Genomic DNA, 13,423 nt, shown 5'->3' on the forward strand with positions numbered 1-13,423 from the left:
TGGAGGAACGATTTGACAACATTAAGAAAAGAAAATACAGGCCGTATCGCGGACATGGGAGAAGAGATGTGGGAACAGCTGTATCCCGCACTACAGTACCTGTCGACCAGGCAACTTTCACTTTTTGATCGGGAACTGATCAAAAGCGAACTGATCGGCATCGCGGAAGAGGCAGAGATCCAGGGGGCCAGGCTGGACCGGAAGATGGGGATGCCTTATCAGGCATTCTGCGATTTTCTGATTGAAAAACGGGGAATCAGGAAAAAAAGTTCCATTGGAGAACAATTACTGGAAACAGGGACTTGCTTTATATGGTGGCTGACGTTCTTTGCAGTAGTCAATCTGATTCAGAATGATAATGCTGTCCGCTCTAATGAGATTCTGGCGGCGCTGGTAGCAGCCATGGCGGTTGTTCTTCTGGGAGACCACATGTTTGAGTACAGAGGAAGACTTTCCGTGGATCAAAAGAAATGGCGGATACAGATTGGAGTGATGGTGGTCTGCTTTTTCGTTCTGGCGGCTGTGACATCCAGGTATCCGATTGCCATCCCTCTGACAGCAGGTAGATGGATTGTGATCGGGATTCTGCTTGTTGCTTCCGTTCTTCTGCTGCTTATCAGAAACTGGTACTGGAACAGCAGGTCAAAGCAATATAACTGGAAATCTGAATAAAGAATGGAAAAGAACTCCTGCGATGTTGGGGAATGAAATCGCAGGAGTTCTTTGTTACACTTAAATGATTGAATTTGACTGATTGTGAAATATTTACAAAAAATAAGTAAAAATATCGTGAAATAAAATGATTGATTATGACTGATAATGGTGCTATGATAAGCATAGAAAGAACGGAGGTAGAAAAGAATGATTTACACAGTAACATTTAATCCGTCACTGGATTACATTGTGACAGTCAATGATTTCCGGCTTGGAGAGACGAATCGGACGGCATCAGAGCAGATGCTCCCGGGAGGCAAGGGAATCAACGTGTCTACGGTACTGGAAAACCTCGGATTTGATAATACTGCCCTTGGATTTGTGGCAGGATTTACCGGAAGAGAGATTGTAAGCAAAGTACGGGAGCTTGGATTTCAAAGTGAATTTATTGAGCTTGATGAGGGATGGTCAAGAATCAATATCAAAATGAAGGATTTTGACGGAACCGAGATCAATGGACAGGGACCGGCGATCAGCGGGGCGGCTTTGCAGGCACTTCTGGAAAAGCTGGACGGACTGAAAGAAGGAGACGTCCTGGTGCTGGCAGGAAGCATTCCGGCAAGTATTCCGGAAACGATTTATGCGGAGATTATGAAGCGGCTGGATGGAAAAGGAGTGCTCACAGTGGTGGATGCGACCAATGACCTGCTGATGGAAGTACTTCCGTATCATCCATTTCTGATCAAGCCGAATCAGCATGAGTTGGGAGCGATTTTCGGAGTGGAACTTGATACGCAGGAATCTGTTGTACCGTATGCACGGAAAATGCAGGAACAGGGAGCGTTGAATGTGCTCGTATCCATGGGCGGAAAGGGAGCAGTGCTTCTGGATGCAGACGGAGAGGTGCACATGCTTCCGGCACCGGAAGGAACCCTTGTCAACGCGGTAGGCGCAGGCGACTCCATGGTGGCAGGATTTCTGGCAGGATGGCTGGAAAAGAAAGATTATGAACATGCTTTCCGGATGGGAGTGTCCGCAGGAAGTGCCAGTGCCTTCTCGGAGCGTCTGGCAACAAGAGCAGAGGTGGAAACATTGTATCGATCAATAGAGGATGGGAGGAAATAGAGGATGAGAATCACAGAATTACTGGATAAAAGAAGTATTTCTCTTACTGCCGCGCCGGCTTCCAAGAGTGAAGCACTTGATATGGCAGTGGATCTGATGGCGGCAGGCGGAAAGATCCGGGACAAAGAAGCGTACCGGAAAGAAGTGTATTTAAGAGAAGAAGAAAGTACGACCGGAGTCGGAGGCGGCATTGCGATTCCGCACGGAAAATGTGACGCGGTGGCAAAGCCTGGTCTTGCAGCGATGGTAATCAAAGACGGAGTGGATTTTGATTCTCTGGACGGGGAGCCGGTAAATCTGATTTTCCTGATTGCCGCGCCGAATACAAAGGATAATATTCATTTGGACGTATTGAGCAAACTTTCCATTCTCCTGATGGATGAGCAGTTTTCAGAGAATCTGAAAAAAGCATCCACACCGGAAGAATTTCTTCAGATCATCGATGAGGCGGATGAAGAGAAACCGGATGTCGATGAACAGCTGGCGGCACAGACGGAGTCCGAACCGCAGGAAAAGGCATGCAGGATTCTGGCAGTGACTTCATGTCCGACTGGTATTGCACACACGTATATGGCTGCGGAAGGAATCGAAAAAGCAGCGAAAAAGGCAGGATGCTTTGTAAAGGTAGAGACGAGGGGATCCGGCGGAGCAAAGAACGTACTGACAGAAGAGGAAATCGCAGAGGCAGACTGTATCATCGTTGCAGCAGACGCAGAAGTACCAATGGACCGTTTCCATGGAAAACGTCTGATCGAGTGCCCGGTTTCCGATGGAATCGGCAAGGCAGATCAGCTTGTAGAGCGGGCGATGCATGGTGATGTGCCGATTTACAAAAGCGGAAATCCGAATGCAGGCAAGTCACAGAAATCATCCGGAGGCGGAGCCCACAAGGTATATACACAGCTGATGAACGGAGTTTCCCACATGCTTCCGTTCGTAGTTGGAGGCGGTATCCTCATTGCCCTTGCGTTTCTGATCGATGGCCTCAGCGTCGATATCAATTCCCTTTCCGATGAGATGCGTGCAAACTTCGGTACGATCACGCCGGTAGCAGCGGCATTGAAAGGAATAGGAGATACGGCATTTGGATTCATGCTCCCAGTACTTGCAGGATTCATTGCCATGAGTATCGGAGACCGTCCGGCACTGGCAGTCGGATTTGTAGGCGGAATGCTTGCATCTCAGGGCAAATCCGGATTTCTTGGAGCTCTTCTTGCGGGATTTGTAGCAGGATACCTGATTCTCCTTCTGAGAAAAGTATTTGCGAAACTGCCGCAGTCCATTGAAAAGATTGCGCCGGTGCTTCTGTATCCATTGTTCGGAATTCTGATTATGGGACTTCTGATGAATTATGTGATTGAGCCTCCGGTCGGAGCATTGAATACCGCGCTCAATACAGGACTGACCAATATGAGCGGAAGCAGCAAGATTCTCCTTGGAATTATCGTTGCGGGTATGATGTCCATCGATATGGGAGGACCGTTCAACAAGGCAGCATATGTATTCGGAACTGCATCCATTGCAGCCGGTAACTATGATATTATGGCAGCCGTTATGATCGGCGGTATGGTACCTCCATGCGCCATCGCTCTGGCGACACTGCTCTTTAAGAAGAAATTTACAAAAGAAGAACGGGAATCCGGTCCGGTAAACTTTATCATGGGACTTGCGTTTATTACAGAAGGAGCGATCCCGTTTGCGGCATCTGATCCGATCCATGTCCTTCCGTCCTGTATCATCGGTGCCGCAGTATCAGGTGCGCTTTCCATGGCATTTGGCTGTACTTTGATGGCTCCGCATGGCGGAATCTTCGTATTCCCGGTTGTGGATCATGCCCTGATGTATCTTGTATCCCTGGTAATCGGTACGATTGTCGGAGCCGTACTCCTTGGAATACTTAAAAAAAGGGTAGAAGAATAAAGAAAAAATCAAACAGCATTACGCCGCGAGAAGATTATCACATCCGCGGCGTATTTTGATTCGGGTGGGAGATTGACGGGAAAGGAGAATTCTACTATAGTTATATGAGAGAAAAAGGTTTAGTCGGAGGGAAGGTTATGCTGACAGAAAAACGACAAAAAGAGATCCTGAAACTTCTGGGAGAGAAGGGAAGCGTGACTGTTCAGGAACTGACAGAAAAGCTGAATGCGTCCGAGTCCACAATTCGGAGAGACCTGACACTTCTCCATCAGAAAGGAGAGCTGGTCAAGGTGTTTGGAGGAGCTGTCCAGACAGAATCCAGGATCAATATCCGGGAAGAAAAAGTTGCTCTCAGGAAAGAATTGAAAAAAGAGGAAAAAATCCGGATTGCCAGGTATGCGGCATCGCTTGTGGAGCCGGATGATTTTGTCTACCTGGATGCCGGCACGACAACGGAATACATGATTCCGTTTCTGACAGAGAAGTCAGCCGTCTTTGTGACCAATGCGGTTTCACACGCTCTGCAGCTCACGGAGAATGGGTTCCGGGTGATCCTGATCGGCGGCGAACTCAAAGCGGCGACCGAGGCGATTGTTGGAAACGAAGCCTACGTCAATCTCCAGAAATATAATTTTACAAAAGGTTTTTTCGGAACGAACGGGGTAAACCGGACGTCCGGGTTTACGACGCCGGATATCAATGAGGCGATGATAAAAGGATGTGCGATGAAACATGCCCAAAAGCCGTATGTACTCTGTGACAGCAGCAAATTTCTGGTATCGAGTCCTGTAAGCTTTGGAGAATTCGGGGATGCAATGATTATTACGGACCGATGCCCGGATGAAAGCATGTATTCGGACAGCAATATTATCATAGTAGAATAGGACAGATACATGTTATGATCCCGGAAAAAACAGCAGGAATTCATCCTGCTGTTTTTTTGTTGACAGAACACTGATCTTTCGATAAGATGGGAAATATTTAGAGGGATGATGAGCCGGAAAGGGGAAATCTGCATTAAGAATTGTTCAGAACTTTTTCAGGAACGGTTAAGATCTGCCGTTGATAATAGAAGTATCAAAGGAAGCAGATATAAAGATACATAACAAAGCAGCCTTTGAAACAGAAAAAGAAAGTGAGGAACAGATTTTATGCAGGAACAGAAAAAAGAAAAAGGAAAAAAAGGATTTGTAAAGAAAGGCCTCATTCTGGCACTGGTTGGAGCAATGGTGTTTGCCATGGCAGCATGTGGAGGAAAAGATGATAAAAAGTCCACAGCAAAAAGCACTGCCGGGAGCAGCTCAAGCTCCGAAAAAAAAGATTCCGATAAGAAAGTCACTGAATCTGAAAAGAAGGACTCCGATAAGAAAGGCGCTGAATCTGAAAAGAAGGACTCCGATAAGAAAGGCGCTGAATCTGAAAAGAAGGACTCCGATAAAAAAGTCACTGAGTCTGAAAAGAAGGATTCCAAAAAGAAAAGCGGGAAAACTTCAAAGAACAACAAAACAAGAGGAAAAGCATCCGGGAATACGAAATCAGGAAAGACGGGTTCAGGAAAGAGTTCAAAATAATAAGAACAGGAATCAAAACAGGTGATACAGGGTGTGCTTCTTTCGGGAGGCGGACCCTGTTGTTTTGTCAGAGTGAGTGTAAGGTGAGTAAATGGAACGGATTTTAATGATTGAAGATGATGAAGACATCAGGGAAGGAGTGAGGATTCTTCTTGAAGGAGAAGGTTATGAAGTGCTTGAGGCAAAGAATGGGAGGGAAGGTCTGCAGCTGCTGGCAGAGGGGCCTGATCTTGTGATTCTGGACATCATGATGCCCGGGATGTCCGGACTGAAGACATGTGAAGAGATCCGGAGAATTTCGTATGTACCGGTACTGTTTCTGACCGCAAAAGCGCAGGAATCGGACAAACTGATCGGATTCATGGCAGGCGGGGATGATTATCTTCCGAAGCCGTTTTCCTATTCGGAACTTCTTGGAAGAGTCAAGGCTTTGATCCGCAGATGGAAAACATACCGCGGAAAGGAACCGGATCGAAAAAAGGACACGTATCTGGAACAGGCCGGAATCCGTTTGAATGAAATGTTTAATGAAGTTTTTGTCCGGGGTGGAAGTACAGAGCTTTCCGAAATTGAATACCAGATTTTAAAACTGATGATGCAGCATCCGGGGAAGATTTTTTCGGCCCAGAATCTTTATGAAAGTGTCTGGGATGAACCATATTTTTACAATTGCAATGGTACGGTAATGGTGCATATCCGGAAACTACGGGTAAAAATAGAGGAAGATCCGAAAAATCCACAGAGAATTCAGACTGTATGGGGGAAGGGGTACCGATTTGGATAATGGGAAGAAAAAAATTCATTCATTATATTTTGAACTGATCCGCCTGCTTCTGGTATCAGCAACAGTTTCTCTTTTGTTTTTTTTCATATTGAACCGTGCGGGGGAAAATCTGCTTACATTTTATTTTTATGAAAGTGATTATGTACAGAAAGCAAGTGACCATTCCATCAAAAATCTCCAGGAATATGTTACAGAAAACCATGTTTCCTCCAATGATTCTGAAAAGCTGACGAAATGGGTGAATGAACAGAAAATCGTTGCAATCAGTGTCTATAAGGAGGAACTTCTGACATATGATTCTCTGTATCCGGATGAAGAAGTAGAGAATGCCGCAATAGAAGGCGGGTATTATGAGTGGGAGTCTTACTATACAGTTGAATTTTCGGACGGAACCGCAGATGTATTTCTGTATGGATTCTTTTCCTATCAGTTTTACAGCTATGCGCTGATTGCCGAGATTCTGCTTGCTGTGGCGTTGTTTATTATGACAGCGGTACTGGGGATCCGTAAACCTGTAAAATATATTGGAAAGCTGAAAGAAGAATGTGAGATTCTGGGAAATGGCGATCTGGAATATCAGATTTCGGTAATAGGAAAGGATGAGCTTGCCGATCTTGCGTCCGGAATGGATCACATGCGCAGGGCTTTGAAAGAAAGTATAGAAAAAGAAGAAGAACTGTCCCGGGCAAATCGGAGAATGATTACGGAAATGTCCCACGATCTGAGAACACCGCTCACTTCTTTGCTTCTCTATACAGATATTCTGGCGAAAAAAGAGATCCATGATATGGAGCAGATCCGGGAATACATCCGCAAAATCGACCGGAAAGCCCACCAGATCAAAGTTATGTCGGACCATATTTTTGAGTATGCCCTCGTAACAGAAGATATGGAAGTCAGGACCGGAGAGCAGGAAAGCCTGGACAACATCTTTTATGATCCGCTCTCTGAGATGGCGGGGTATCTGGAAGAAAAAGGCTACAGAGTCGATGTCGAATGGAAAGACGAGGATGGGAAAATCTGTGTGGATCCGGAATACATCAACCGGATTCTGGATAATCTCGTCTCTAATATTGTAAAATACGCAGATCCGGAAGAACCTGTCCGGATTCGGACAGTCTGCAGGGATTCCTGTCTGGGGATCTGTTTTTCCAACCGGATCTTGCGGGAAACGGACGAAAGAAAAGAGAGTACGAAAATCGGGCTTCACAACATTCGGAAGATGATGAAAAAAATGCGGGGAGTTTCCGAGGTATGTCAGGAAGACGGCATGTTCTTTCTGACGATACTCTTTCCAAGAACAGAAGAATAGAGCAAATCCTGCCGGGAGATATGATGTTTCCACAGGCAGGATTTTTTCGTGTACCCGGGAAAGCTCTGAACAAAAAAAGGAGGAGCCGTCCTGGCGGCTCCTGAAGGAAGAGAGAAAAATCTATCTAAAAAAATCTAAATGTCTAGGCGAAGGACAACAATCACAAAGAATTAGGAACTCTTTCCAACTGTTGTCTTCTTCTTCTCTGAAGATGTTTATAGTATAGCGCACAAATGTGAGTAATTTATGTCTCCGCGATGAAGGATTTATAAAAGAACTTAAGAAAATATAAACATCATCTGAATGATTTGGAAAGCTTGCAGATACAATAAAAGGAAACAGGTTTTCCGGAGGATGAAGAAGTGAGAAAGAAGAGAAGAATAGTCATATATCTGTTTGTTCTGGCGCTTTTGGCAGGTATGTCTGTTATCTGGATTCTGGGCAGAAAAGCAGAGAATCCGGAACAGAATAATACGGAAACAGTATCCGGAAACATGGAGGTGCACTTTCTGGATGCAGGACAGGGGGACAGCATTCTTGTGCGGTCGGAGAATGAAAATTTACTGATTGATGCAGGGACCAATGAGGATGAAGAAATGGTCGTTTCCTATTTAAAAGAACAGGGGGTAGAAAAGCTTGATTATGTCATTGCCACACATCCTCATATTGATCATATCGGCGGGATGGATGCTGTAATTGAAACCTTTTCGGTGGGAACCTGTTTCCTTCCGGAAGAAACGTATGATACAGAAAGCTTTCAAGAAGTTCTTACCGCTCTGGATGAAGCGGACGTAAAGATCAGACATCCTGAGTTTATGGAAAACTATGAAATAGGAAGCGGCAGATTTGTATTTATCACGCCGGATTCTGAAAAACAGTATGAAGATATCAACGATTCATCACTCGGGATTCGTCTGACAAATGGTCCACACAGCTTCCTTTTATGCGGAGACATCAGTCAGAGAATCGAAAAAGAGATCCTGAAATCCGGGATCTCAATCCGCTCGGATGTCATGAAACTGAATCATCATGGAAGCCGGGACGCCAACTCATGGAAGTTTTTAAAAGCGGCATCTCCTTCTTTTGTCGTGATAACCTGCGGCACCAGAAATGAGTTCGGACATCCACATGAGAAAGTCATGAAACGGGTGGAGAAACTGGGGGCAGGTGTTTTCCGGACCGACCTTCAGGGAACCATCGTGTTTGAAAGTGACGGGGAAACTCTGAAATGCAGCACCGGTCCGGAGGAAGGAAGCAGAAAATAAGATTGTACACAAAAAGGACATAATTATCTGTTAAAATACAGAAAATAGATAGATTATCGAGAAGAAGGGATGAATTGTTTATGGAGCATATTAAGATACTGGTGGTGGATGACGAAAGCAGAATGCGCAAGCTTGTCAGAGACTTCCTGGAAAGAGCCGGATTCCAGGTGCTTGAAGCAGGAGACGGGATGGATGCGCTGGATGTTTTTTACGATAATCAGGATATCGGACTTATTATTCTGGATGTGATGATGCCGAAGATGGATGGATGGGAAGTATGCAGGGAGATCCGCAAGGAGTCCAAAGTTCCGATCATCATGCTGACGGCAAGAGGAGAAGAGCGGGATGAGCTGAATGGGTTTGAACTTGGCGTCGATGAGTACATTTCCAAGCCGTTCAGTCCGAAAATCCTTGTGGCCCGTGTCAATGCGCTCTTAAGAAGGACGAGCGGACTTGCCATGGATCAGACGGTTTCTGCAGGAGGTATTGAGATTGACAAGGCAGCCCATATCGTGAAAATTGACGGCAATCCGGTCGATTTAAGTTTCAAGGAGTTTGAGCTTCTTACCTATTTTATGGAAAATCAGGGGATTGCCCTGTCCAGAGAGAAGATTTTGAACAATGTATGGAACTACGATTATTTCGGAGATGCCAGAACGATTGATACTCACGTGAAGAAGCTTCGAAACAAGCTGGGGGACAAAGGCGAGTATATCCGGACCATCTGGGGGATGGGCTACAAATTTGAGGTTGCAAAATCATGAAAAAATTTGGAGCAAAGCTCTCTATCCGAAAAAAGATGATGTTCATTTTTGTCGGACTGATTCTTTTTCTTCTGATTCTTCTTGTGTTTGTAAACGGTACATTTGCAGAATGGTACTATATGGCAAATAAACGGTCGGACTTAGTGAGTATTTATAAGGAAATCAGCAAGGTGCAGGAGAAGGATCTTCTGGGAAACGACTCGGAAGTGCTGAAACTGAACCGTATGACCGAGAGAAATAATGTTTCCGTCCTTTTGATTGACAGTTCCATGAGGGTACAGTATGCGAACGTCTATGATGTGAGCATCCTGATAGATCAGGTTCAGGATTATGTGCTCGGCAACAAGCCGCCGCTGCTTGACAGCGGGGACTACCTGATTACAAGGGCGAGAGATGTGATGAGCGGAGCGGAATACCTGGAAATGTGGGCACAGTTTGATAATTCCAATTATCTGCTGATGCGGTGTTCCCTTGACAGTATCCGCTCTAATGTGTCGATTTCCAACCAGTTTATTTTCTATATCGGTATTCTGATTCTTGCGATTGGAATTATTCTTGTCTGGTTTTTCTCAAGAAGAATTTCGGAGCCGCTTCTGGAACTGGCGGAGCTGTCAAAAAAGATGGCAAAGCTTGATTTTGACGCAAAATATACAAGAGGCGGAGCAGACGAGATCGGAATTCTTGGAGAAAGTTTTAATACGATGTCAGATGAGCTGAAAGACAAGATTTCCGAATTAAAGACAGCCAACTATGAACTGCAAAGAGACATCAAAAAGAAGGAACAGGTAGAGACCATGCGTACAGAGTTTATCGGGAATGTATCGCATGAACTGAAAACACCGATTGCACTGATCCAGGGATATGCGGAAGGTTTGAAAGACGGGATCACGGATGATCCGGAAAGCATGGAGTTTTACTGCGATGTCATTATTGATGAGGCCAACAAGATGAACAGGATGGTGAAAAACCTTCTGACGTTGAACCAGCAGGAACAGGGCAGAGACGATACCCAGTTTGAACGGATCGATATCACAAGCCTGATCCGGGGTGTGGTGCAGAGCCTTGAAATCATGGCAAAGCAGAAAGAAGCGGATATCCGTATGAATACCCAGGAGCCGGTTTTTGTATGGGCAGATGAGTTCAAGGTAGAACAGGTTGTGCGAAACTATGTAAGCAATGCCCTGAACCATGTGGATGAAAACCGGATCGTGGATATCCGGATTGAAGAGCGGGACGGTAAGATACGGATCAGCGTCTTCAATACAGGGGAGCCGATACCGGAGGAGGATATCGAACACATCTGGGAGAAATTTTATAAAGTGGACAAGGCAAGAACCAGAGAATATGGAGGAAATGGAATCGGACTTTCGATTGTCAAGGCCATCATGGAATCCTTCCATCAGAATTACGGGGTAAAAAATTATGAAAACGGAGTACAGTTCTGGTTTGAACTTGACAAAAAGTAAAAATGCGGGCGTGTCCCGCATTTTTACATTTTCTTTTTGAAAGGGGTGTGTTAAACTTAGAAAGATAAGGAGTGGATAACAATGATTGCATTGATTGATTATGACGCAGGAAATATGAGAAGTGTGGAGAAGGCGCTTGATTTTCTTGGAGAGAAGCCGGTTGTCACACGAAAACGGGAGGAGATACTGGGAGCAGACCGGATTATCCTTCCGGGAGTCGGGTCTTTTGGAGACGCGATGCACAATCTGGAAGCATTTGGACTGACAGAGGTGATCAAAGAGGCGGTAGAAAAGAAAATTCCGCTGCTTGGAATCTGCCTTGGCATGCAGGTCCTTTTTGAAAAGAGCGAGGAAAGTCCGGGTGTGAAAGGTCTTGGAATTTTAGAAGGTGAGATTGTCAGGTTCCCGAAGACAGAAGGGCTTAAGATTCCGCATATGGGCTGGAATTCTCTTTCCTGTTCGAAGGACGGCAGGCTGTTTGAGGGACTTGAGGAGAATCCTTATGTATATTTTGTCCACTCATACTATCTGAAAGCGAAAGATCCAAAGATCGTAAAAGCAACTGCCGAATATGGAGTGACGATTCATGCCTCGGTGGAGAAGGGCAGCGTCTTCGGATGCCAGTTCCACCCGGAAAAGAGCGGCGGGACAGGGCTTCATATTCTGAAAAATTTCATAGAAAGACAGGGGGAGTAGCAGATGTTTACGAAGAGAATTATTCCATGTCTGGACGTGAACAATGGACGGGTTGTAAAGGGAGTCAACTTTGTAGATTTAAGAGACGCCGGAGATCCGGTGGAAGTCGCAAAGGTTTATGATAAAGAAGGGGCGGACGAACTGGTATTTCTGGATATTACCGCTTCCTCTGATGCAAGAAATACAGTCGTTGACATGGTAGAACAGGTGGCTGAGAATGTCTTTATTCCGTTTACGGTTGGCGGCGGAATCCGTACAGTGGAGGACTTCCGGACGATTTTAAGAGCCGGGGCGGACAAGATTTCCATCAATTCCTCTGCGCTGAATACTCCGGATCTGATCTCGGACGCGGCGTACAAGTTCGGGAGCCAGTGCGTGGTGGTCGCCATCGACGCGAAGAAGCGTGCGGATGGAAGCGGATGGAATGTATACAAAAACGGCGGAAGGATCGACACCGGCCGGGATGCTGTGGAGTGGGCCATGGAGGCCGAGCGGCGCGGCGCAGGGGAAATTCTTCTGACGAGTATGGACGGAGACGGGACGAAGGCAGGATATGACCTGAACGTGACAAGACAGATTGCGGATGCGGTGTCGATTCCGGTGATTGCTTCCGGAGGAGCAGGAGAGCTGTCCCATTTCTATGACGCGTTCAGCGAGGGACATGCGGATGCGGCTCTGGCGGCATCGCTGTTCCATTATAAAGAGCTTACGATCCGGGAAGTCAAGGAGTATCTGAGGGACAAAGGAATCCCGGTCAGACTCTGATGTGAGGAGGCAGCATGGCAGCAATTCAGAATGACTGGCTGGATGCTCTGAAGGAGGAGTTCAGACAGCCTTACTATAAAAAATTATTTCAGACGGTCAACGAGGAGTACCGGACGAGGCAGATTTTCCCGCCGGCGGACGACATTTTCAATGCGTTCCACCTGACGCCGCTTCATGAGGTGAAGGTGGTGATACTGGGACAGGATCCGTATCACGGAGAGGGGCAGGCACACGGGCTCTGCTTTTCCGTAAGGCCGGGAGTGGACATTCCGCCTTCTCTTGTCAATATTTATCAGGAGCTTCACGATGATCTGGGATGCACGATCCCGAATCACGGATGCCTCACCAAATGGGCGAAGCAGGGAGTGCTGCTTTTGAATACGGTACTGACAGTACGGGCGCATCAGGCCAATTCCCACAAGGGAATCGGATGGGAAGAGTTTACGGACGCGGCGATCCGGAAATTAAATGAGCAGGACCGGCCGATCGTCTTTATGCTGTGGGGAAGACCGGCCCAGGCGAAGAAATCCATGCTTCACAATCCTAAGCATCTGATTCTGGAGGCCCCGCATCCGAGTCCGCTTTCCGCATACCGGGGATTTTTCGGAAGCAGGCCGTTCAGTCAGGCCAACCGGTTTCTGGAGGCACAGGGGGTAGAGCCTGTGGACTGGCAGATTGAGCCGATGTAAGAAAAGGGAGTATGATGTATGAGCAGAAAAATTGATTGTATGGAGACAGAGTGCTGTGACTGTATCGAGATCCACGGGGACTGTATCAAGAAGGTCATGGAACGGATGCCTGCGGAAGAGACACTGAATGATCTGGCCGCCCTGTTTAAAGTGTTCGGAGATCCGACGAGAGTGAAGATTCTCTATGTGCTCTTTCAGTCAGAGCTTTGTGTCTGTGATCTGGCGGAGGTACTGCATATGACACAGTCTGCGATTTCGCATCAGCTTCGGATTTTAAAGCAGATGAAACTGGTTAAGAGCAGACGTGAGGGGAAGACGGTGTTTTATTCGCTGGCGGATGATCATATCCAGACAATTATGAATCAGGGAATGGAACACATTCTGGAATAAGAACAGGGAATCATAAAGAAAG

At 46.3% G+C, this 13,423-nt stretch carries 14 protein-coding genes; all 14 read left to right on the forward strand.

What is annotated here, in order from left to right; translation table 11 throughout:
• Positions 1–12: 12 nt before the first annotated feature.
• Positions 13–672: a hypothetical protein gene (locus FGQ85_RS04805; protein WP_138372814.1), complete on the forward strand. Its 660-nt coding sequence runs from the start codon at positions 13–15 to the stop codon at positions 670–672.
• A gap of 189 nt (positions 673–861) precedes the next feature.
• On the forward strand, positions 862–1,779 hold the full coding sequence (gene pfkB, locus FGQ85_RS04810; protein WP_118637557.1) for a 1-phosphofructokinase: 918 nt from the start codon (positions 862–864) through the stop codon (positions 1,777–1,779).
• 3 nt (positions 1,780–1,782) lie between these two features.
• Positions 1,783–3,699, forward strand: coding sequence for a fructose-specific PTS transporter subunit EIIC (locus FGQ85_RS04815; protein ID WP_138372815.1), 1,917 nt, complete (start codon positions 1,783–1,785; stop codon positions 3,697–3,699).
• Positions 3,700–3,836: 137 nt separating this feature from the next.
• Positions 3,837–4,583: a DeoR/GlpR family DNA-binding transcription regulator gene (locus FGQ85_RS04820; protein ID WP_087169437.1), complete on the forward strand. Its 747-nt coding sequence runs from the start codon at positions 3,837–3,839 to the stop codon at positions 4,581–4,583.
• A gap of 354 nt (positions 4,584–4,937) precedes the next feature.
• Positions 4,938–5,270 (forward strand): hypothetical protein, encoded by a 333-nt coding sequence (locus tag FGQ85_RS04825; protein WP_138372816.1) that lies wholly within the window; start codon positions 4,938–4,940, stop codon positions 5,268–5,270.
• Positions 5,271–5,361: 91 nt separating this feature from the next.
• On the forward strand, positions 5,362–6,054 hold the full coding sequence (locus tag FGQ85_RS04830; protein WP_118637551.1) for a response regulator transcription factor: 693 nt from the start codon (positions 5,362–5,364) through the stop codon (positions 6,052–6,054).
• Positions 6,047–7,366, forward strand: a complete 1,320-nt coding sequence (locus FGQ85_RS04835) for a HAMP domain-containing sensor histidine kinase (RefSeq protein ID WP_138372817.1) — start codon at positions 6,047–6,049, stop codon at positions 7,364–7,366. Before FGQ85_RS04830 ends, FGQ85_RS04835 begins: the two co-directional genes overlap by 8 nt.
• A gap of 362 nt (positions 7,367–7,728) precedes the next feature.
• On the forward strand, positions 7,729–8,631 hold the full coding sequence (locus tag FGQ85_RS04840; RefSeq protein WP_138372818.1) for a ComEC/Rec2 family competence protein: 903 nt from the start codon (positions 7,729–7,731) through the stop codon (positions 8,629–8,631).
• 80 nt (positions 8,632–8,711) lie between these two features.
• Positions 8,712–9,395, forward strand: a complete 684-nt coding sequence (locus tag FGQ85_RS04845) for a response regulator transcription factor (RefSeq protein WP_087169417.1) — start codon at positions 8,712–8,714, stop codon at positions 9,393–9,395.
• On the forward strand, positions 9,392–10,861 hold the full coding sequence (locus FGQ85_RS04850) for a HAMP domain-containing sensor histidine kinase (RefSeq protein ID WP_138372819.1): 1,470 nt from the start codon (positions 9,392–9,394) through the stop codon (positions 10,859–10,861). The genes FGQ85_RS04845 and FGQ85_RS04850 overlap by 4 nt, the downstream gene beginning before the upstream one ends.
• Before the next feature lie 81 nt (positions 10,862–10,942).
• Positions 10,943–11,557 (forward strand): imidazole glycerol phosphate synthase subunit HisH, encoded by a 615-nt coding sequence (hisH, locus tag FGQ85_RS04855; protein ID WP_087169415.1) that lies wholly within the window; start codon positions 10,943–10,945, stop codon positions 11,555–11,557.
• Positions 11,558–11,560: 3 nt separating this feature from the next.
• Entirely contained in the window at positions 11,561–12,322 is a 762-nt protein-coding gene (hisF, locus tag FGQ85_RS04860; protein WP_087169414.1) for an imidazole glycerol phosphate synthase subunit HisF, read from the forward strand.
• A 14-nt stretch (positions 12,323–12,336) separates the two neighbouring features.
• Positions 12,337–13,011 carry a uracil-DNA glycosylase gene (gene ung, locus FGQ85_RS04865; protein ID WP_087169413.1) on the forward strand — a complete coding sequence of 225 codons (675 nt, stop codon included), beginning with the start codon at positions 12,337–12,339 and terminating at the stop codon, positions 13,009–13,011.
• Between the two features lie 18 nt (positions 13,012–13,029).
• A complete protein-coding gene (locus FGQ85_RS04870) occupies positions 13,030–13,401 on the forward strand; it encodes a metalloregulator ArsR/SmtB family transcription factor (protein ID WP_087169412.1) in 372 nt (123 codons plus the stop codon).
• The last annotated feature ends 22 nt before the right edge of the window (positions 13,402–13,423 follow it).

The sequence above is a fragment of the Pseudoflavonifractor sp. BSD2780061688st1 E11 genome (assembly GCF_005844125.1).
Lineage (GTDB): Bacteria > Bacillota > Clostridia > Lachnospirales > Lachnospiraceae > Sellimonas > Sellimonas catena.

Coding starts and splice junctions, on each gene's coding strand:
- pfkB (WP_118637557.1), top strand. CDS start 862: ATGATTTACACAGTAACATTTAATCCGTCACTGGATTACATTGTGACA.
- FGQ85_RS04815 (WP_138372815.1), top strand. CDS start 1,783: ATGAGAATCACAGAATTACTGGATAAAAGAAGTATTTCTCTTACTGCC.
- FGQ85_RS04820 (WP_087169437.1), top strand. CDS start 3,837: ATGCTGACAGAAAAACGACAAAAAGAGATCCTGAAACTTCTGGGAGAG.
- FGQ85_RS04825 (WP_138372816.1), top strand. CDS start 4,938: ATGGCAGCATGTGGAGGAAAAGATGATAAAAAGTCCACAGCAAAAAGC.
- FGQ85_RS04830 (WP_118637551.1), top strand. CDS start 5,362: ATGGAACGGATTTTAATGATTGAAGATGATGAAGACATCAGGGAAGGA.
- FGQ85_RS04845 (WP_087169417.1), top strand. CDS start 8,712: ATGGAGCATATTAAGATACTGGTGGTGGATGACGAAAGCAGAATGCGC.
- FGQ85_RS04850 (WP_138372819.1), top strand. CDS start 9,392: ATGAAAAAATTTGGAGCAAAGCTCTCTATCCGAAAAAAGATGATGTTC.
- hisH (WP_087169415.1), top strand. CDS start 10,943: ATGATTGCATTGATTGATTATGACGCAGGAAATATGAGAAGTGTGGAG.
- hisF (WP_087169414.1), top strand. CDS start 11,561: ATGTTTACGAAGAGAATTATTCCATGTCTGGACGTGAACAATGGACGG.
- ung (WP_087169413.1), top strand. CDS start 12,337: ATGGCAGCAATTCAGAATGACTGGCTGGATGCTCTGAAGGAGGAGTTC.
- FGQ85_RS04870 (WP_087169412.1), top strand. CDS start 13,030: ATGAGCAGAAAAATTGATTGTATGGAGACAGAGTGCTGTGACTGTATC.